12 protein-coding genes are annotated in these 20,109 nt (G+C 63.8%); 8 read left to right on the top strand and 4 right to left on the bottom strand.

The window, feature by feature from the left end; translation table 11 throughout:
- Positions 1-440 precede the first annotated feature (440 nt).
- A complete protein-coding gene (locus tag QEN71_RS17450; protein ID WP_201648183.1) occupies positions 441-9,833 on the top strand; it encodes an ESPR-type extended signal peptide-containing protein in 9,393 nt (3,130 codons plus the stop codon).
- A gap of 65 nt (positions 9,834-9,898) precedes the next feature.
- Positions 9,899-10,960, top strand: a complete 1,062-nt coding sequence (locus QEN71_RS17445; protein ID WP_201648185.1) for an OmpA family protein — start codon at positions 9,899-9,901, stop codon at positions 10,958-10,960.
- Between the two features lie 27 nt (positions 10,961-10,987).
- Here the strand turns inward: QEN71_RS17445 and QEN71_RS17440 are convergent, their stop codons facing one another.
- Together QEN71_RS17440 and QEN71_RS17435 are read right to left on the bottom strand one after the other, a co-directional pair.
- Positions 10,988-11,287: an Hpt domain-containing protein gene (locus tag QEN71_RS17440; RefSeq protein ID WP_201648186.1), complete on the bottom strand. Its 300-nt coding sequence runs from the start codon at positions 11,285-11,287 to the stop codon at positions 10,988-10,990.
- A gap of 19 nt (positions 11,288-11,306) precedes the next feature.
- On the bottom strand, positions 11,307-11,891 hold the full coding sequence (locus QEN71_RS17435) for a response regulator transcription factor (RefSeq protein ID WP_201648188.1): 585 nt from the start codon (positions 11,889-11,891) through the stop codon (positions 11,307-11,309).
- Positions 11,892-12,079: 188 nt separating this feature from the next.
- Here QEN71_RS17435 and QEN71_RS17430 point away from each other — a divergent pair, with 188 nt between their 5' ends.
- Both QEN71_RS17430 and QEN71_RS17425 read left to right on the top strand, forming a co-directional pair.
- Complete coding sequence (locus QEN71_RS17430) at positions 12,080-12,709, top strand: response regulator transcription factor (protein ID WP_322791175.1); 630 nt, start codon at positions 12,080-12,082, stop codon at positions 12,707-12,709.
- Positions 12,710-12,721: 12 nt separating this feature from the next.
- A complete protein-coding gene (locus tag QEN71_RS17425; protein ID WP_201648192.1) occupies positions 12,722-14,734 on the top strand; it encodes a response regulator in 2,013 nt (670 codons plus the stop codon).
- Between the two features lie 229 nt (positions 14,735-14,963).
- Here QEN71_RS17425 and QEN71_RS17420 read toward each other — a convergent pair whose 3' ends face one another.
- Positions 14,964-15,341: an Hpt domain-containing protein gene (locus QEN71_RS17420; protein ID WP_201648194.1), complete on the bottom strand. Its 378-nt coding sequence runs from the start codon at positions 15,339-15,341 to the stop codon at positions 14,964-14,966.
- On the bottom strand, positions 15,338-15,976 hold the full coding sequence (locus QEN71_RS17415) for a response regulator transcription factor (RefSeq protein ID WP_201648196.1): 639 nt from the start codon (positions 15,974-15,976) through the stop codon (positions 15,338-15,340). The genes QEN71_RS17420 and QEN71_RS17415 overlap by 4 nt, the downstream gene beginning before the upstream one ends.
- 345 nt (positions 15,977-16,321) lie before the next feature.
- Here QEN71_RS17415 and QEN71_RS17410 point away from each other — a divergent pair, with 345 nt between their 5' ends.
- The 4 genes from QEN71_RS17410 to QEN71_RS17395 are packed head-to-tail and all read left to right on the top strand — an operon-like array spanning position 16,322 to position 20,098.
- Positions 16,322-17,041 carry a TetR/AcrR family transcriptional regulator gene (locus QEN71_RS17410; RefSeq protein WP_201648198.1) on the top strand — a complete coding sequence of 240 codons (720 nt, stop codon included), beginning with the start codon at positions 16,322-16,324 and terminating at the stop codon, positions 17,039-17,041.
- The gene (locus QEN71_RS17405) at positions 17,038-18,012 is read left to right on the top strand and encodes an HlyD family secretion protein (protein WP_201648200.1); all 975 of its coding nucleotides are present in this window, start codon (positions 17,038-17,040) and stop codon (positions 18,010-18,012) included. The genes QEN71_RS17410 and QEN71_RS17405 overlap by 4 nt, the downstream gene beginning before the upstream one ends.
- Positions 18,009-18,965 carry an ABC transporter ATP-binding protein gene (locus QEN71_RS17400; protein ID WP_201648202.1) on the top strand — a complete coding sequence of 319 codons (957 nt, stop codon included), beginning with the start codon at positions 18,009-18,011 and terminating at the stop codon, positions 18,963-18,965. Before QEN71_RS17405 ends, QEN71_RS17400 begins: the two co-directional genes overlap by 4 nt.
- Complete coding sequence (locus tag QEN71_RS17395; RefSeq protein WP_201648204.1) at positions 18,962-20,098, top strand: ABC transporter permease; 1,137 nt, start codon at positions 18,962-18,964, stop codon at positions 20,096-20,098. Before QEN71_RS17400 ends, QEN71_RS17395 begins: the two co-directional genes overlap by 4 nt.
- Positions 20,099-20,109: the final 11 nt, after the last annotated feature.

Raw genomic sequence — 20,109 nt, 5'->3', positions numbered from 1 at the left:
AGCAATAAAATCAGAATCGATTAAAGGAAGTGACCGGTACGACTTTCAATTCATCGCCTCGTTATTCGATATTTCCTAACCAGGCAGGTGGCCAGTATAAAAACGTCAAACTGAATATGGAGTGAGAAATTTCCGCATCCATATCACCCATTTTCCGAATAGAGCACGAGATTAATCTGGCGTCTCACCCATACCACACAAGGCCCTGACCGACAGATTGCGCTTCGCCTTTCACGAAAACGCATGAAGGCATTACAACCTTCCATTTTCCCTGCAAAGAGCCGGTAAATTCCTACACGCGACGCCTTTTCCACTGATATTTAAATGGATCGCTCGCGACTAGATTTCCCAGACGAACCCGAATCGGCAACAGCGTTTTAAAGCGGCCTTGTCATCCGATTCGATTCGATTCATCGTCCATTCAAGGGAAAACGCGAGGCATGAATAAAACCTATAAGTCTGTGTGGAACGAGGCGTCAGGCACCTATGTCGCCGCAGCGGAAAACACGCGCGCGCATGGCAAGAAATCGAGCCGCTGCGCGCTCAACATTGCATCGGCGGCGCTGGCGTCGGCCGTCACGTTCGGGTCATACGGCGCGGCGTGGGCAGCCGATCCCGCGCTGACGCCGAAGCCGACTTCGAGCGCCGCGAATCTCGCGGCGCCCGCACCGAAGAGCGACTGGTTCTGCTTTCTGATCTTTTGCGGCGGCGCCGACGGCGGAGGCGGAAGTACGACGAACATCACGTACAACGGCGTCAACGCGCAGGATGCGTACGCGTACACCTACGACCGCAACAACCTGAAGTACTTCCACGTCGCGTCGAATCTCGGCGACTCGTCGGCGAGCGGCGGCGACGCCATCGCAATCGGCGGCGGCGCGCAAGCCAATGGCGTCAGCGGCGACGGCGCCACGTATGGCTCGGAAGGCTCCAACACCGGTAACGGTCCTGTTGCGATCGGCGGCGCAGCGCTCGCGAAAGGCGCGGCCAACGTCGCGATGGGCGTGAACGCGAAGGCCGATGGTCTCTATCATGCCGTCGCCGTGGGCGGCGACGCGCAGGCTGCGGATATCTACACCGTCGCCATCGGTGGACACGCGCTCGCGTCCGCGCAGACATCGACCGCGATCGGCTCGCATGCGGCCGCGCTCGCGGGCGGCTCGGTTGCGCTCGGCGAAAGCTCGGTCGCGACGCGCAGCAACACGGTGTCCGTGGGCCGGCAAGGCGCCGAGCGGCAGATCGTCAACGTCGCGGCGGGTTCGGCGGGGACGGACGCCGTCAACGTGAACCAGCTGAATGCAGCGCTTGCGGGCGTCAACGGCGGCGGTGGTGGTGGCGGAGGAGGCGGAGGCAATGGCGGCAACAACGTCGTGCTGCCGACAGACCTCAAATATTTCCACGCGAAGTCCGCTCTCGCCGATGCCTCGGCAGCGGGTCAGGAAACGGTTGCGATCGGCGGCAATGCGACGGCGCTCGCCAACGGCTCGGTCGCGCTCGGCTCCAATTCGATCGCCGATCGCGCGAACACGGTTTCCGTGGGCAACGATCTGACCAACCGGCAGATCACGCATCTGGCGGCGGGCACGTCGGACAACGACGCCGTCAACGTCGCGCAGTTGAACACGACGGTGCAGAACGCGCTGACGGGCGGCGTGCTGCCGAATGCCGTCGTCTACGACTCGGCGTCGCATGCTGCGCTGACCTTGGGCGGCGTCGGCGCGGCGCATCCCGTGCAGCTGATGAACGTCGCTGCCGGCGCGATCACGCAAAACAGCACCGACGCGATCAACGGCTCGCAGATGTTTCAGCTCGCCCAAGCGACACAGCAAGGTTTCAACGACATCGGCAGCGGCGTGAGTGCGCTGGCTCAGAGCACGGCGGCGGCGCTCGGCGGCAATGCGAGCGCCAGTACCGCCGATGGCTCGATCACGTCGCCGAGCTACACGATCGGCGGCCAGACTTATCACAACGTCGGGCAGGCGCTCGACGCACTCGCGGCGGGCGGCGGCAACGGCGGCGGCTCCGCGAACAGCGTGAATTACGACACGGCTGCGCACAACAGCGTGACGCTCGGCGGCACGCTCGCGAACGCGCCCGTTGCACTGACGAACGTCGCGAGCGGCGCGATCAGCGCGAGCAGCACCGACGCGATCAACGGCAAGCAGATGTTCGCGACGACGAACAGCATCGCGGGCGCGATCGGCGCGGGTGTTTCCGTCAACCAGGACGGCACGCTCACCGCGCCTACCTATGTGATCTCGGGCGTCACCTACAACGACATGGGCAGCGCGATCAACGCGATCGGCGCAGTCGGCAAGGACGTGCAGGTCACGGCGAAGTACGTGAAGGTGACGTCGACGGCTTCGCAGGCGCTGTCCAACGGCGTCGAAACGACGGCTATCGGCGGCGCGGCGTATGCGTCGGGCGATCGTGCCGTCGCAATCGGCTCGGGTGCGCGCGCGCAGTTCGACGACTCGGTGGCAATCGGCTCGAATGCGCAGGTGTATGACCCCAACACCGTGTCCGTCGGACGCAAGGGCGGCGAGAAGCGCGTCACCAACGTCGCAGACGGCATCAACTCAACGGACGCCGCGACAGTCGGTCAGTTGACCGCGCTGCAGAAGTCGCTGTCGGTGCAGTCGCAGCCCGCGCTGCGCTCGGCGCTGCTCACCGATACCTCGGCGCTCGACTACATCAAGGTCAGCCCGAACGTGATGGCAGGCTCGCCGACCCAGGTATCGAACGATCTGAACGCGATGGCGATCGGTCCTTCGGCGAATGCGTCGGGCGCGAATGCCGTCGCAGTGGGCGCAGGCTCGGGCGCCGCGCGCGCAGGATCGACGGCTGTCGGTTCGCGCGCCGCCGCGCTTGCGATCAACTCGACCGTGGTCGGCCAGAGCGCGTCGACGGGTTTCAACGCGCAGAACGGCGTGTCGATCGGCTACATGGCGGATGCGGAAGGCGTCAACTCGATGGGCTTCGGCTCGTACTCGATTGCGGGCGGTGCGGGCTCGGTGGCGCTCGGCTACAACGCGCTCGTCCTCAACTCCGCCAGCAACGCGATGGCGTTCGGCACGGGCGCAACGGCGGCAGCGGCGAACTCGATCGCACTGGGCACCAATTCGGTCGCGGATCGCGCGAACACGATCTCCGTCGGCAGCGCAACGACGCAGCGCCAGATCGCCTATGTCGCGGCGGGCACAGCGAACACCGATGCCGTCAACGTCTCGCAACTCAAGGGCGTCACAACGGCGCTCGGCGGCGGCGCGAGCGTCGGTGCGGACGGCTCGGTTGCACACCCGTCGTATGTGATCGGCGGAACAACGTATAACGACGTCGGCACGGCGCTCACGGCGGCAGCAGGCGCAAGCTCGCCCGATGCCGTCCGATACGACACGAGCGCGCACAACAAGGTGACGCTCGGCGGCACGAGCGCAACGTCGACTGTGAAGCTGACAAACGTCGCGGCAGGCAGCGCGAACACCGACGCTGTGAACGTGAAGCAGCTGAAGGATCTGGGCGCTTCGCTCGATACGAACGGCAACGTGACAAGCGCATTCGTCGCGTACGACGATGCCTCGAACGCGAGCGTTTCGCTCAAGGGCACAGGCGGCACGAAGATCAAAAACGTCGCGGCGGGCAACCTGAGCGCGTCGAGCCTCGAAGCTGTCAACGGCTCGCAGCTGTATCAGACGAACCAGAACGTCGCGAACGTGATCGCCGGTTTGAACAACGCGAACAGCACGCTCGACAACATCAACGGCGGCGGCGGCATCAAGTATTTCCACGCGAACTCGTCGCTCAACGATTCGCAGGCGGGTGCGGAATCGGTGGCGATCGGCGGCAATGCGCAGGCGACGACATCGAACGCCGTTGCAATCGGCAGCAACTCGCGCGTGACGGCGAATAGTGCCGTCGCGCTCGGCGCGGGTTCGCTCGCGGATCGCGCGAACAGCCTGTCCGTCGGCGCGAGCGGCGCGGAGCGGCAGATCACGAATGTCGCGGCGGGCACGCAGAACACGGATGCCGTCAACCTGAAGCAGTTGAAGGACCTCGGCGCTTCGTTCGACAACAACGGCAACGTGTCGGGCGCGTTCGTCGCGTATGACGATGCGTCGAACGCGAGCGTCTCGCTCAAGGGCGCAAACGGCACGAAGATCCGGAACGTCGCCGCAGGCACCGCGAACAGCGATGCCGTGAACCTCAAGCAGTTGAAAGACCTTGGCGCATCCTTCGATAACAACGGCAACGTGACGAGCGCATTCGTTGCGTACGACGATGCGTCGAAAGGCACGGTCACGCTGAAGGGCACGAGCGGCACGAAGATCGCCAATGTGGCCGCGGGCGCACTGAACGCGGCGAGCAAGGAAGCTGTCAACGGTTCGCAGCTGTACCAGACGAACCAGAACGTCGCGAACGTCGCGGGCAACGTGCTCAATGTGACGAACACGATCAACAACATCGCGCTTGGCGGCGGCATCAAGTATTTTCACGCCACCTCTGAACTCGACGATTCGAGCGCGAGCGGCAGCGATTCGATTGCGATCGGCGGCGCGGCGCAAGCGGCGGAAGCGAATGCGATCGCGCTGGGCGCGAATGCGCGCGCCAGTGCGTCGAACGCGATTGCGCTCGGCAGCGGATCGGTGGCAGATCGTGTGAATACCGTGTCCGTCGGCGCGAGCGGCGCGGAGCGTCAGATCGTCAATGTCGCGGCGGGCACGTCGAATACGGATGCCGTCAACGTGTCGCAACTCAAGGGCGTGACGAGCACGCTCGGCGGTGGCGCGGCCATCGGCAGCGACGGTTCGGTGACGAAGCCGTCGTATGTGATCGGCGGGCTCACGTACAACGATGTCGGCGCGGCTATCGACGCTGCATCGCGCGTCGGCCCCAATATCACCGACGCTGTCAAATACGACTCCAGTGCGCATAACAAGGTGACGCTGGGCGGCGTGGGTTCTGCTTCGGCCGTGAAGCTGTCGAACGTTGCGGCTGGCCAGAGCGACAACGACGCCGTAAACCTGAGGCAGCTGAAGGACCTCGGCGCATCGTTCGACACGAACGGCAACGCGACGGGCGCATTCGTCGCGTATGACGATGCGCAGAAACGCACGGTCACGCTCAAGGGCGCGGGCGGCACGAAGATCACAAACGTGCTGGCAGGCGCCCTGAACGCCAACAGCACGGATGCCGTCAACGGTTCGCAGCTGTATCAGACGAATCAGGATGTCGTGAATCTGTCCGGCTCGCTCAACAACATGGGCGACACGCTGAACAATCTGAACGACGGCGGTGGACTGAAGTACTTCCACGCGAACTCGGCGCTTGCCGATTCGCAGGCAGGCGGCACGAATTCGGTGGCGATCGGCGGCAATGCGCAGGCGACGATGGACGACTCGATCGCAATCGGCAGCAACGCGCGCTCGACGGCTTCGAACGCGGTCGCGCTCGGCACGGGTTCGCTCGCGGATCGCGCGAACACGGTGTCCGTCGGCTCGGGCGGTGCGGAACGTCAGATCACCAACGTCGCAGCCGGCACGCAAAACACCGACGCCGTGAACCTCAAGCAGCTGAAAGACCTCGGTGCGTCGTTCGACAACAACGGCAACGTGTCGGGCGCGTTCGTCGCGTACGACAACGCGGCGAAGAACAAGGTCACCTTCGGCGGCGCGGGCGCAACGTCGGCGGTGAAGCTCTCGAACGTCGCGGCAGGCAGCGCGAACACCGATGCCGTGAACCTTAAGCAGTTGAAGGACCTCGGCGCATCGTTCGACAACAACGGCAACGTGACGGGCGCGTTCGTCGCGTATGACGACGCGTCGAAGGGTACGGTCACGCTCAAGGGCGCGAGCGGCACGAAGATCACGAACGTGCTGGCAGGCGCGCTGAACGCCAACAGCTCCGACGCGGTCAACGGTTCGCAGCTGTACCAGACGAACCAGAACGTCGCGAACGTCGCGGGCAATGTGGCGAACCTCGCGGGCAACGTGAACAACATGAGCGACACGCTCAACAATCTCGCGGGCGGCAGCGGCCTCAAGTATTTCCACGCGACTTCGGATCTCGCCGACTCACAGGCAGGCGGCGCAAATTCGGTGGCGATCGGCGGCAATGCGCAGGCGACGATGGACAACTCGATCGCGATCGGCAGCAACGCGCGTTCGACGGCGACGAATGCCGTCGCGCTCGGCACGGGTTCGCTCGCGGATCGCGCGAATAGCGTGTCTGTGGGCGCGGGCGGTGCGGAGCGGCAGATCACGAATGTCGCGGCCGGCACGCAGAACACGGATGCCGTGAACCTCAAGCAGCTGAAGGACCTCGGTGCATCGTTCGACAACAACGGCAACGTGTCGAGCGCGTTTGTCGCGTATGACAGCGCGGCGAAGAACAAGGTCACGTTCGGCGGCGCGGGCGCAACGTCGGCCGTGAAGCTGTCGAATGTCGCGGCAGGCAGCGCGAACACCGATGCCGTGAACCTGAAGCAGCTGAAAGACCTCGGTGCATCGTTCGACAACAACGGCAACGTGACGGGCGCATTCGTCGCGTACGACGATGCGTCGAAGGGCACGGTCACGTTGAAGGGCGCGAGCGGCACGAAGATCGTCAATGTGGCTGCCGGCGCGTTGAACGCCAACAGCACCGACGCCGTCAACGGTTCGCAGCTGTACCAGACGAACCAGAACGTCGCGAACGTTGCTGGCAATGTGCTCAATGTGACGAATACGATCAACAACATCGCGCTTGGCGGCGGCATCAAGTATTTCCACGCCAATTCGGCACTCGACGATTCGAGCGCGGCGGCAAGCGATTCGATCGCGATCGGCGGCGAAGCGCAGGCGAGCGACACGGGTGCCGTGGCGATCGGCGCGCACGCGCAGGCGGCGCAGGCAGGCTCGATTGCGCTCGGCAACAACGCGCAGGCCAGCGCTGCGAATTCGGTGGCACTGGGCGCGGGCTCGTCGACGAACGCCAATCTGATTGCATCCGCGTATCAGCCCGGCACATCTACGCTGGAAGGCACGGCGCCCGTCGGCGAAGTGTCCGTCGGATCGGCGGGCAACGAACGGCGCGTGACGAACGTTGCAGCGGGCGCAGCCGCGACCGATGCCGTCAACGTGAGCCAGCTGAAATCGGCCGTCGATGCTTCGTCGAGCGGTGTGCTCGCGTCTGCCGTGCTGTACGACAATGCAACGCAACGCAACATCGTGACGCTGGGCGGCACGACGGCGACCTCGCCTGTCGCGTTGAAGAACGTCGCGGCAGGTTCGATCGCCGCGAACAGCCGCGATGCCGTGAACGGCTCGCAGCTCTTCAACGTCGCGAATTCGACGGCGGCGGCGCTCGGCGGCGGTGCGGCGCCCGGCAGCGACGGGACGATCGGAGCGCCGACTTACGTGGTCGGCGGAACGTCGTACAACGATGTGGGCAATGCGTTGTCGGCAATGGACAAGTCGGTGGTCGGCCTGACGGGGTATACGAAGTACATCAAGGTGTCCGTGAAGGATCCCGCCGATGACCCTGAAGCGCACGCTCTGGGCGATTTCTCGATCGCCATTGGCTCGGCCTCCGCAGCGCAAGCGAATCTTGCGCTGGCGTTCGGAACGGGCGCGCGCGCAGCCGGTGAGGAAGCCGTGGCAATCGGCTACGGTGCCTATGCGCGATCCGCGAAATCCGTTGCACTCGGTTCAGGCTCCTATACGAACGACGAGAATGTCGTGTCGGTCGGCGCGATAGACCTGAAGCGTCGTATCACCAACGTGGCCGACGGCGTCGATGCCAATGACGCCGTCACCGTGGAACAGCTCAACGCGATGCAGGACAAGCTGGCGCGTTCGAGCAATGCGCCACGTTCCACGCTGCTCGGTGCGGCGAACGCGCTGGACTACATCGCGATCAGTTCGAACGTCGCGGCGGGCAGTGCCGCGCAGGCGTCCGACGATCCCAACGCGATGGCTATCGGGGCGGGCTCGAGCGCAGCGGGCACCAACTCGTTTGCGGTCGGCGCGATGTCGGCTGCCAACGGCAGCAAGACGACGGCGGTCGGCGCGGGTGCGGCAGCAGCGCGCGACAGCACCACAGCCGTCGGCCAGAGCGCTGCTGCCCTCGCCATCGGTTCGACTGTGATCGGCGCAAGCGCATCGACTGGGTTCGGCGCGACCAATGGCGTGTCGCTCGGCTTTATGGCGGATGCGGAAGGCGCCGGGTCGTTGAGCTTCGGTGCGAAGTCGATCGCCAACGGGGGCAACTCGATTGCGCTCGGCGCGGAGGCGGCGACGACCACCTCGGCCTCGAACGCCGTCGCCCTCGGCGCAGCGTCGATCGCCTCGCGGGCAAACACGATCTCCGTCGGCAGCGACACGTTGCAGCGGCAGATCGTCAACGTCGCGGCGGGCACGTCGAACACCGACGCAGTGAATGTCTCGCAACTGAAGGGCGTCACGAATGCGCTCGGCGGCGGCGCGGACATCGCCAGCGACGGCTCGGTCAAGAAGCCGGTCTACACGATCGGCGGGAAGACGTACTCCGACGTCGGCAACGCGCTCGCGGCGGCCGCGGCATCCGGTTCCGCTTTGCCCGATGCCGTTTCCTACGACACGTCCGCGCACGACAAGCTCACGTTGGGCGGCACGAGCGCAACCTCGCCAGTCAAACTGACGAACGTCGCGCAAGGCCTGCTCACGTCGGGCAGCACGGACGCAGTGAACGGCGCGCAGCTGTACAACACGGCCAGCACGGTCGCGGGCGCGCTCGGCAACGGCGCGTCGGTCGGTGCGGACGGCAAGGTCAAGGCGCCCACTTACGCGATCGGCGGATCGACGTACAGCAGCGTCGGCGGTGCACTTGCCGCCGTCGATTCCGCGCTCGCTACAGGCGGCAATCCGAACGGGCTCGTGTACGACTCGTCGGCGCGCAACAAGGTCACGCTCGGCGGCGCGAGCGCGAGCACGCCCGTCACGCTGACGAACGTCGCCGACGCGAAAGCGGACAGCGACGCCGTCAACCTGAAGCAGCTGAAGGCGGCGGGCATTTCCGTCGATCCGTCGACGGGTCTCGTGACCAACGCCTTTGTCGGTTACGACAACGCGTCGAAGTCGAGCGTCACGTTCAACATGGGCGGTTCGCCGACGCAGCTGAAGAACGTCGCCGATGCCACCGACGCGCTCGATGCCGTGAACCTGCGGCAAATGCAGAGCTATATGTCGTCGCAGATCACGAACTTCGCGCCGGCGGCGATCACGCCTGCGGCTGTCGTTCACGATCTGCCCGTGGGTACGGCGACGGGCGCGGACGCCATCGCGATCGGCAACGGCTCGAGCGCGTCCGGCGACGCGGCGATCGCAATCGGCGCTCGCACGTCGACGGCGGGCGATCAGTCGGTCGCGCTCGGCGTGGCGGCATCGGCGCCGGCGGGGAACGCTGTCGCGCTCGGTGCGAACTCGGTGGCCGATCGCGACAACAGCGTGTCGGTGGGCGCTGCGGGAAGCGAGCGGCAGATCACCAACGTCGCGGCAGGCACGGCGGCGACCGACGCGGTCAACGTCGGTCAGATGAACAGCGCGATCGGCGGCGTCTACAAGAGCATGCAGGACATGGACCGCGACAACCGCCGCGGCATCGCGTCCGCATCGGCGCTGAACATCGTCACGCCATATCTGCCCGGACGCACGACGCTCAACGCGGGCGTAGCCGGCTATCGCGGCACGGCGGCGCTCGGCGTGGGTGTTTCGCGCTGGAACGAGAAGGGCACGGTGAACTACAACCTCGGCGTGTCGAGTGCGGGCGGCAACAGCACGATCGTCCGCGCGGGCGTCGGCATCGTGTTCGGCAACTGATCCGCTGACCTGACCGGGCTGCGCGGCTGAAACGGCCGCGCAGCCCTTTTCTGATGGAATCACACATGAAGCATTCATTGATGACGCGGACGTGCATCGCGTTGTCGGCGCTCGTCGCCGGCTGCACGTCGACTGCGTCGCGCGACGCGTTGCAGGTGCAGAACCCGACGGTTCTGCTGCGCGGCGTCGACACGACGCAGGACAACGCGGCGGGCGCGGCCACGCCGGCATGGCTCGATCAGTATCGAACCGCCGACAATACGCACGCGCCCGATTCGATCCAGAAGCGTCTGGACGCACTCGGTCCGCACAAGGACAACTATTTCGGCTTCAAGGCGCAATGCTGGCTCGACGCCGCGCGCGAAGAGCGCTCGCACTGGAACCACTGGGGATTCGTCGAAGAAGCGCTGCGCGAAGCGAGCCGTCTCACGACGGCGCTGGAAACGGGCGGCGGGCTTTATGCCGAGAATCCCGACTTGCGCACGGCGGCTGTCGTGCGGCCGGATATATGGAAGCAGATTCTGACGGCGAAGGCAGCGCCGGCGTTCGCGTCGTGTTCGCAAGCGCAGCGCCTGACGGCCTGCTCCGAAGTCGAAATGATTCACGCGGGCCACGAAGCGTGGACGCGCGATTTCAAGGGCAGCACGCAGCGCGTCGACGACGTGACGAAACGCTTGCCGCAAATCGACGCCGCGCTCGCCGCATGTACGCCGCCTGTCGTGCCGCAGACAGCGGAACCCGCGCCGAAAGTGACGCTGCAAAGCGACGCGACCTTTGCTTTCGATCGCGGCGATATCGCGGGCCTGTTGCCTGAAGGCAGAGCCAGACTCGATCAGCTGATACGCGAGGTCAAACAGGCCGGTGACGTGACGGCTATCCGCGTCGATGGCTACACGGACAGGCTGGGCAGCAGCACGCATAACGCGCGGCTTTCCACGATACGCGCCGAGACCGTGAAGCGCTATCTCGCCGCGGGCGGCGTCGACGCGCCGATCAGCGCGCGCGGCATGGGCGCGACGAATCCGCTCGCGCAATGCGACGAGCGCGAACGGGAGTCATTGATCCGCTGTCTTGCGCCCGACCGGCGCGTCGAACTGAGCATCAAGCGCGGCGAGTCCGCTCGCTGAGCTTTTTTCGAGTCGCGCGGCTCACGTTCATTGCGGGCCGCGCGCAGTGCTGAATGCGCGCTCGAGCGTCATCAGAAACAGGCGCGCACGTTCGATCTCGCCCGCCTGCCCCGCCGCTTCTAGTGCAGCGCATAGCGCAGTCGCGGCTTTGTCGTCCGATAGCCGCGCCGAACCCTTCAAACGATGCGCCAAAAACGCGACGCGCGCCGCGTCACCAACAGCGAGTGCATCGAAGGCTGCCTTCAGATCATCGCGTATGGTCTGAACCAGCATCGCGTGCAGATTGTGCGGACCTTCGGCCAGGAGATGCGCCCAGCCGTCCGTCATCGCGGCCATTCCATATCGGCTAGCTCGTCAGTCCGTTCGTCTTCGCGTACTCGACGAGATCGACGACATTTTGCAAATCGAGCTTTTGCATAAGACGCGTCTTGTACGTGCTGACGGTTTTGGGACTCAGATTAAGCGATTCAGCGATATCGACATTGCTCTGTCCGCGAATCAGCCGATGCAACACAGACGTTTCCCGCCGCGAAAGCGCGATGCCCGACGGTTCGACGAGTTCGGCAGCGAAACAGGTGTAGCCGATCATCACCAGTCTCAGGCTGGCGAGCAGTTCTTCCGGATCGCGAAGCTTGCTCACGAAACCATGCGCGCCGGCCTTGCGGACATGCATCGCATTGAGCCGCTCGTCGACCGATGAAAAAACCACGGTTCGCAAGCCGGGCTGCGCTTCGCGCAACTGGGCGATCAGATCGAGTCCGTCGCCATCGGGCAAACGCAGATCGACGATGGCAAGCGCAGGCTCGTGCTCCGCTGCCGCCGCCAATGCGTCGGCGACGGTTCCGGCTTCGGCGACCAGTTCGAAATCGGTGGATTCGTCGAGCACGTAACACAGCGCGCGCCGCATGACCGGATGATCGTCGACGACCATCGTTCGAAATGGTTTGGAGTTTTGATGAATGTGGATTGGATTCACTGTAAGAATGTAGGATTTTTCTTACTACATAAACTGAGCGGTCTCAATACTTAATCAGCAATCCGTAGTTCGCCGCCTTGCTAGAATCGTACCTTAGTTTTCTCCCAGTGAACCCTTGAAAAACAGCATGTTTTCGGTTCACGATGATAAAGAACGGGCCAAGAATGAAAAGAATTGTCATCGTCGACGATCACCCGATGATTCGCGGCGCAATCGCAAGCATTCTGAGTTCAGATTCGGAGTTGCGGATCGTAGGCGAATCTGGCGACGGAGAAGAAGGACTGAGAATGGTCCTATCGCTGAATCCGGATCTCGTCGTGCTCGACCTCGATTTGCCGAACCTGGACGGGCTATCGATGATTCGACGCATTCGCGCACAAGACGACGGCATCCGCATCCTGGTGTTATCCGCGAAGCCCGATCACGTGATGTCGCTCCACACCCAGCAGGCCGGCGCGAACGGTTATGTCAGCAAGGGCCGCGAACTGACCGAAATGCTCACGGCCGCGCGGACCGTGCTGCTGGGTTTCGACTGCTTTCCGGCTAGCGCGCCGCATACGGGCAAGGCAGGCGGTCTCGATGTGTTGTCGCCGCGCGAAATGGAAGTGCTGCAATATCTCGCGCGCGGCGTCAGCAACAAGGAAATCGCGAGCCGGCTCTTTCTCAGCGACAAGACAGTCAGCACTTACAAGACGCGGCTGTGCGAAAAGCTGGGGCTGTCGTCGCTCGCTGCGTTGATCGAGTTCGCCACGCTGCACAAGCTGATCGACTGACGCGGCGGCTGCATGAATTTGCGCTCGTCCGGTACTGCATCGTTACTCGCTCGCACGTTCGGCTTGCGCGCGCCCATCGGCGCACTCGCGCTATTCGGCTCGTTCGCGGCATACGATGCGCCGCTCGCGGGTTCGACGGCGGCGGCGCTGCTTTTGCTCGCGCACGGTCTGCGGGCAGCCGCTCTTTCGCGCGACGCGCAGCGTGCGCTCGAATTTCGCGTCGAGCAACTCGAAACACTGCTGCGCACCGAACAGCAGAACCACGCGACGCGCGAAGCCGGGTTCGCGCAAGCGCAGCAAAAGGCGATCGCGACGCTCGATGAAGCTCTCGGCGTGTTGCACAGCGCGCAGCGCAGGATCGTGTCGTGCGCGCGGGCTTTGGGCGATGCGCTCGATCCCGAAACGTCGTCGCTCCATCCACTGCGCAGCGCGGCCGAAACGTTCGCGCACATTGCGCACGAAGCGCTCGATCACATCCCGCCTGCGGACCGAGCTATCGTTTTCGATGAAGATTCCGTCGATCTGCGCGAACTGATCGACGGCGTCGCACTGCTCGTTGCGCCCATTGCCGCGCGTCAGCAGGCGCGGCTGCAGATATGCATCGACCGCTCGGTTGCAGCGCTCGTACTTGCCGATCGCGCAAGGCTCGGGCAAACCTTGTTCAACCTGCTCGTGCATGCGACGGAAGCGTCTGGCCAAGGCGTCGTTACGCTCTCTGCACGCGCCGAATCGCTGAACGCGGGCGCGCAACGCATCGTGATCGGCATCAACGGCACGGCAACGGCAGCCGGTACGATCTGCGAGCATCCCGACCTCACACTCGCTCGCGTGATCGCGAGAAAAATGGGCGGCGACATTACAATCCTCGAAGGCAAGCGCGTGGGCGTTTGCATCGCGCTGCATGCGCCGTTCACGATCGAGCGGCACGAATGGTCCGTGCACGGCAACGAGCGCCGCTGGGCCTGCGTCGACGTCGACAACTACACGGATCGCCAGGCGATCTGCGAGGCGTTGAGAAAGCTCGGCATCACCACGTTGCCGTCCGACGCAAAGCCTCCCGTGCACATCGACTATCGCTTTGTCGAACGAGGCCAGATGCCGTCTGCGCATGGCGAGAAGCACCTGATCGTCGTGACGCGCGATGCGCTGCCGGGCGGTATCCGCGAACGCGACGGAAGCATCGAGTTGTCGCTCAACCCGCTGTCGTGGACGGCGCTCCGACAACTATGCGACGCACGCGGCGACGTGGCTGACATCTCCGCCGAACGTCCCGTGCCGTTGCAGCCGGCGCAATTTCGTCCCGCTTCGCAGCGGCAAAACGTCCTTGTCGTCGACGACAACGATGTGAATCGCAAGGTGCTCGCGCGGCAACTCGACGTGCTCGGTTATCGCTGTGTCAGCGCGAGTTCGGGCGAAGAAGCGCTTGACGTGCTGGGCCGCGAAAGCATCGATCTGCTGATCACCGACCTGCAGATGCCTGGCATGAACGGCGTCGACCTCGCGCGTCAGGTGCGCGGAGCGGCTGACGGTTCCAGCCATGCCGTGCCGGTCATCCTGCTGTCGGCGAATCACGATACGAAGATGAGCGAGCGCGACCGCGCGCTATTCGGCGTCATCCTCGTCAAGACATCGGGACTGAACGCACTCGACGACGCCCTCAAGCGCCTGCTTCCCCCGTCGACGCGCCTCGAGAAATACGATTTCACCGCGCTCGATTCGCTCGCCGAGCAAGGCGTGGACATCGACGCCTTGCTGCGCGACTGGCAGCAGTCGATGAGCGACGACCTTGCCGATCTCGCCCGGCGCCGTGCGTCACACGACGAGCCCGGCATGCGGCGCGCGTTGCACAAGCTTGCGGGCGCCGTGGGCATCGTCGGCAATCATGGCCTCATGAACGCGCTGCAGCGCGCGAGCGCCGCGCGAGGGCCCATCGATCATGCGCTGCTCGATGGACTCGTCACGCGTATCAGCGCGCAGATGAACGACCTCGACAGCCGTGGATCTCAGCGGCAATCCGGCACTTGAAGATAAAAGGCCCGCAGAACGCGGGCCCAAACACCGCGAGACACGGTGGAGACGATCTGAGAACCGTGTGCGGTTTGCGCGGCTGGTCGATGCAGCCCCGGGGAAGGCTGCACAGCCGCGCTATGGATCAGTATAGAGCGTGGATTCGTCAGTGCAGGAGAAAATGCCTGTTTTGGCGCTAACAAGTATTAATTGCCGCCGCACCAACGATAGATACAACATGCCCTGCTCAGACAAGCAGCGCACTGAGTTCCTCGTTCAGGCAAGCAACCGCCTTCGCGACGACGGGCAGCAATTCGGCAATAGCCGGCGCGTCGTGCTCGAGCGCCGCCCGCTCCAGACGTATTGCCAGCGCGATTTCGGGCCTGCATTGCAGCATGCTCAACGAACCCGCGAGACGGTGCGCCGCGCGCGCCAGGCCGTCCCAGTCGGTAGTGTCCCGGGCGTCCGTCATGTAGCGCAGCGTTGCGCGGTTCGTATCAATCAGCGCGCTGGTCACGTCCAGTGCAACGGCGCGATCGCCGAGCGCGAGCGCGTCGATTCTTTCCTGCAACCCATTCGCTTGCACGGCGAGGCCGAAGGCGGTCCGCACGCAGACGGCCGTCATTGCTGGGCCGTGGCGATGCCACAGCGTCGCGCAAAGTCGACGAGTTCGACGAGCGTTTCGACGCCGACCTTGCTCATCAAACGCGTCTTGTGACTGCTGACCGTCTTGTTGCTGATGAAGAGCGCATCGCCGATGGTTTTGTTCGACATGCCTTTGGCAAGCATTTGCAGAATGACGAGTTCCTTGTCGGAGAGCAGCTCCAGCCTGCTCTGTTCGGCGCCGCTTTGCGCGCTCGGGCCAGCGCTCGCGGGCGCGACGGGAAACACGCTATAACCCGACATCACCGCCTCGACGCTGCGCATGATTTCCTTTACGTCCTGCGACTTGCTGACGAACCCTTGAGCGCCCGCGCGCATTGCGCGAGAAATGAAGGTGGCTGCATCGTGACTCGACAGGATCAGCACGCGCATGCCGGGAAATATGGCTTTCAGACGCGCGAGCACATCGAGACCATTTATGCGCGGAATATCCAGATCGAGAATGGTCAGGTCAGGCACGAATTGACGTGCCATTTCCATCGCGGATTGGCCATTGTCTGCTTCAAACACTTCCTGAGTGCCGAGCAATTGCAGCAGATGAGTCTTGATAACCAGGCGGAAAGCCGGATGATCGTCCACGATGAGTATAGAAGCCAACTGCCGTTCTCCAGATTTTCTTCCTGATTCGCGTTGCAGCTGCCGATGCGCACACGAATTGCCTGTCGATTACAGATCCTTTGCATCGATTATTCTAAGTCATTACCGCGCCATTTATTCTGCGGAATATTCTGCATTGCCAATCTTTTTTCAGGTCGTTTTTCATGATTGATTTGTTATTCGGCTTCGGATAATGCTCGCGACATCAATCAGTAAATCGGCCAGGCGAAGACTTGCTCCCGTGAGACACGCGAATGGCCGGCATCCATCCGGCGCGAGGCGGCTTGCCGCACCTCAGGTAAACCCGCTTGAATTTAACTAACTCGTCAATTAGCATTTCGTTCCATGGATCCGAAACGTCAACCGGCCAAACCTCGCGGCCGCCGCCCCGTCGTCGAGAATTTCGATGTGCGCGAACACCTGCTCGACGCCGCCACGCGTCTTTTCTCCGAGCGCGGCATCGCGGCCACCACGGTCGCGCAAATCGCCGCCGCCGCGGAGGTCACGTCGGCGCTGGTGCACTACTACTTCACGAATCGCGAGACGCTGCTCGATGCGATCGTCGAGGAACGGCTCGCACCCTCCGTCGGTTTCGTGTGGAGCGCCGCCGCGGATGACTCGAACGACGATCCGTTCGTGATGGTCGGCGAATTCGTCGCGCGTCTGTTCGACGTGACAGGCCGCATGCCGTGGCTGCCGCCGCTGTGGCTGCGCGAAGTCATCAACGAAGGCGGCATGCTGCGCGACCGGATGATCACGCGCATTCCGTTCGATAACATCAAACGCTTCGGCGCGCGCATCAAGAAGGCGCAGCAGGCGGGCGCGGTCAATCCCGAACTCGATCCGCTGCTGATGTTCAACTCGATCATCGCGCTCGTGATGCTGCCGCAAGCGGCTGCGAAGGTGTGGCAAAGCGTGCGCGGCTTCCCGGCCATCGAACGCGAGACACTACAGCAACACGCGACGGCATTGCTGCTCGGCGGCATGCGTGCGCCGGCGGCGAGCCCCGCGCGCAAGATGGCACGCAAAGCCACGCGCCGTCCTACGACGAGGCCCAGCACATGAAGCCCTTCCCTTTCTTCGCGCGCGGCGCGCGGCTCGTCACTGCGCTCGCCGTCTGCGCTGTGCTCGGCGCGTGCTTGCAACATGCCGGCAACACCTGGCAAGGTTATGTCGAAGGCGAATTCGTGTATCTCGGCTCGTCGCAATCGGGCAAGCTCACGCAACTTCAGGTTGCGCGCGGCGATCAGGTCACGGCGGACGCGCCCGTGTTCGCGCTCGAATCCGTCGACGAAACGGCGGCCTTGCAGCAGGCCCAGCAACAGCTCGCCGCGGCCCGCGCGCAGCTCGCGGATATCCAGACGGGCAAGCGTCCGCCCGAAGTCGACGTGACGAAGGCGCAACTCGCGCAGGCCATTGCGAATGCGCGCAAGGCCACGCTGCAATTGACGCGCGACGAGGCGCAGTATCGCGTCGGTGGCATTCCGAAGGGACAGCTCGACGATACGCGCGCCGCCGCCGATGCCGCCAATGCACAAGTGCGCGAACTCACGCACGAAGTTCAGGTCGCGCGATTGCCGGGCCGCTCGCAGCAGTTGCTAGCACAGTCCGCGCAGGTTGAAGCGGCGCAGGCCGCCGTCGCGCAGGCGCAATGGAAGCTCGACCAGAAGCGCGTGAGCGCGCCCGCCAAAGGCCGCATCTACGACACGCTGTACCGCGTCGGCGAATGGGTGCAAGCGGGCAGCCCCGTCGTGCAGATGCTGCCGCCGCAAAACGTGAAGGTGCGCTTCTTCGTCCCGGAAACCGTGGTCGGCTCGCTCGCACCCGGTCGCGCACTGACGATTCACTGCGACGGCTGCGCGTCGGATGTGAACGCGAAGATCACTTACGTATCGAGTTCGGCCGAATACACGCCGCCCGTCATCTACAGCAACGAGAGCCGCGCGAAGCTCGTGTTCATGGTCGAAGCGCATCCTTCCGTCGACGATGCGCCGCGCCTGCATCCCGGCCAGCCCGTTTCGGTGACGCTGCAATGAGCGCACAAAACGACACGCAGCAAGGCTCGCTCGCGATCGACGTGCACAACCTGAACAAGCATTTCGGCGACAAGCACGTCGTCAACGACGTGACGCTGCAGGTCGCGCATGGCGAAATCTTCGGCTTTCTCGGCCCGAACGGCAGCGGCAAGACGACGTCGATCCGTCTGATGTGCGGCCTGCTCACGCCCGATTCCGGCAGCGGTACCTGCCTCGGCTACGACATCGTGCGCGACAGCGCGCAGATCAAGCGCAATGTCGGCTACATGACGCAGCGCTTCTCGTACTGGGAAGACATGACGATCCGCGAGAACCTCGACTTCGTCGCACGCATCTATCAGATGCGCGATCGCAAGGAGAAGGTCGACCGCGCGCTCGAAAACCTCGGCTTGCAGACGCGCGCGGATCAGATGACAGGCGCGCTGTCGGGCGGCTGGAAGCAGCGGCTCGCGCTCGCCGCCTGCATGCTGCACGAACCGAAACTGCTGCTGCTCGACGAACCGACAGCGGGCGTCGATCCCACCGCGCGCCGCGACTTCTGGGAAGAGCTGCATCGGCTTGCCGCGCAGGGAATATCGGTGCTGGTCAGCACACACTACATGGACGAAGCGGAGCGCTGTCACAAGCTCGCGTATATCGCGTATGGGAAGCTGCTCGCGCAAGGCACTGCGCAGGAAGTGATCGATTCGCAGGCGCTTGCGACATGGGCGATTCACGGCGGGCGCCTGACCGAACTGTCGGAACGGCTGCGAAAAACGCCTGGCGTCGATCAGACCGTCGTGTTCGGCTCCGCGCTGCACGCGAGCGGCCACGACCACGCGGCGCTCGAAAAAGCCATCCGGCAGATCACCTCCGGCCTGCCCGTGCGGATCGAACAGATCGAAACCGGTCTCGAAGACGTCTTCATCTACATGATGAGCCGCTCGGCCGACAACTACGGAAAACCATCGTGAGCCGCTTCTTTTCCGTGACGCGCTGGTGGGGCATCGTGCTCAAGGAGTTCATCCAGTTGCGGCGCGACCGTATCACGTTCGGCATGATCGTCGGCTTGCCGATCATGCAGCTCGCCCTGTTCGGTTTCGCGATCAACACCGATCCGAAGCATCTGCACACGGCCGTCATCATCGGCGATGAGAGTCAGTTTTCGCGCAGCTTCGTCGCGGCGATGAAGAACTCCGACTACTTCCGTGTCGTCGATACGCTGCCCAACGACGAGGCCGGCCGGCAAGCGCTGGCGCGCGGCGACGTGACCTTCGTGGTGTCGATTCCCGTCGATTTTTCGCGGCGTCTCTTGCGCGGCGAGCACCCTTCGCTGCTGGTCGAAGCCGACGCCACCGATCCCACCGCGACGCAGGCGCCCCTCGCCGCGCTGCCCGGACTCGTGCAATCCGTCGCAGACAAGGACATGAAGGGGCCGCTCGAGCGTCTGACCGGCAAGCCCGCCCCGTTCGACGTCGAGATTCACAGACTGTACAACCCAGAGGGGATCACGCAGTACAACGTCGTGCCGGGCCTGATGGGCACGATCCTCACGCTGACGATGGTCATGATGACGGGCCTCGCGATGACGCGCGAACGCGAGCGCGGCACGATGGAAAACCTGCTCGCGACGCCCGTACTGCCGCTCGAAGTGATCGCGGGCAAGCTGGTGCCGTATATCGCGATCGGGCTCGTGCAATCGTCGATCATTCTGGCGGCGGCGCGATTCGTGTTCAATGTGCCGTTCGTCGGCAGTCTGGTCGCACTGTATGTCGCGGCGCTGCTGTTCATCGCGGCGAATCTGACGGTCGGCATTACGTTGTCGTCGATTGCGCAGAACCAGTTGCAGGCGATGCAGCTGACCATTTTCTACTTTCTGCCGAGCCTGCTGCTGTCGGGCTTCATGTTCCCGTTCGCGGGCATGCCTGTGTGGGCGCAATGGATCGGCAATCTGCTTCCGCTTACGTATTTCAACCGGCTCGTGCGCGGCATTCTGCTGAAAGGCAATGGCTGGGCGGACTTGTGGCCGTCGGTTTGGCCCGTCGCGATCTTCACGGTTGTCGTGATGGCCATTGCCGTGCGCTTCTATCGGCGCACGCTGGATTAGGAGCTTCGACG

Origin of the sequence: Paraburkholderia sabiae, from assembly GCF_030412785.1 — a bacterium.
GTDB classification, from domain to species: Bacteria; Pseudomonadota; Gammaproteobacteria; order Burkholderiales; family Burkholderiaceae; genus Paraburkholderia; species Paraburkholderia sabiae.
The sequence above is the reverse complement of the archived record's forward strand: the minus strand, read 5'-3'. Positions and strand labels throughout refer to the sequence as shown.

What these genes read in the sequence shown, in the direction of transcription:
- QEN71_RS17450 (WP_201648183.1), top strand. Translation starts at nt 441, where the DNA reads ATGAATAAAACCTATAAGTCTGTGTGGAACGAGGCGTCAGGCACCTAT.
- QEN71_RS17445 (WP_201648185.1), top strand. Translation starts at nt 9,899, where the DNA reads ATGAAGCATTCATTGATGACGCGGACGTGCATCGCGTTGTCGGCGCTC.
- QEN71_RS17440 (WP_201648186.1), bottom strand. Translation starts at nt 11,287, where the DNA reads ATGACGGACGGCTGGGCGCATCTCCTGGCCGAAGGTCCGCACAATCTG.
- QEN71_RS17435 (WP_201648188.1), bottom strand. Translation starts at nt 11,891, where the DNA reads ATGGTCGTCGACGATCATCCGGTCATGCGGCGCGCGCTGTGTTACGTG.
- QEN71_RS17430 (WP_322791175.1), top strand. Translation starts at nt 12,080, where the DNA reads ATGATAAAGAACGGGCCAAGAATGAAAAGAATTGTCATCGTCGACGAT.
- QEN71_RS17425 (WP_201648192.1), top strand. Translation starts at nt 12,722, where the DNA reads ATGAATTTGCGCTCGTCCGGTACTGCATCGTTACTCGCTCGCACGTTC.
- QEN71_RS17420 (WP_201648194.1), bottom strand. Translation starts at nt 15,341, where the DNA reads ATGACGGCCGTCTGCGTGCGGACCGCCTTCGGCCTCGCCGTGCAAGCG.
- QEN71_RS17410 (WP_201648198.1), top strand. Translation starts at nt 16,322, where the DNA reads ATGGATCCGAAACGTCAACCGGCCAAACCTCGCGGCCGCCGCCCCGTC.
- QEN71_RS17405 (WP_201648200.1), top strand. Translation starts at nt 17,038, where the DNA reads ATGAAGCCCTTCCCTTTCTTCGCGCGCGGCGCGCGGCTCGTCACTGCG.
- QEN71_RS17400 (WP_201648202.1), top strand. Translation starts at nt 18,009, where the DNA reads ATGAGCGCACAAAACGACACGCAGCAAGGCTCGCTCGCGATCGACGTG.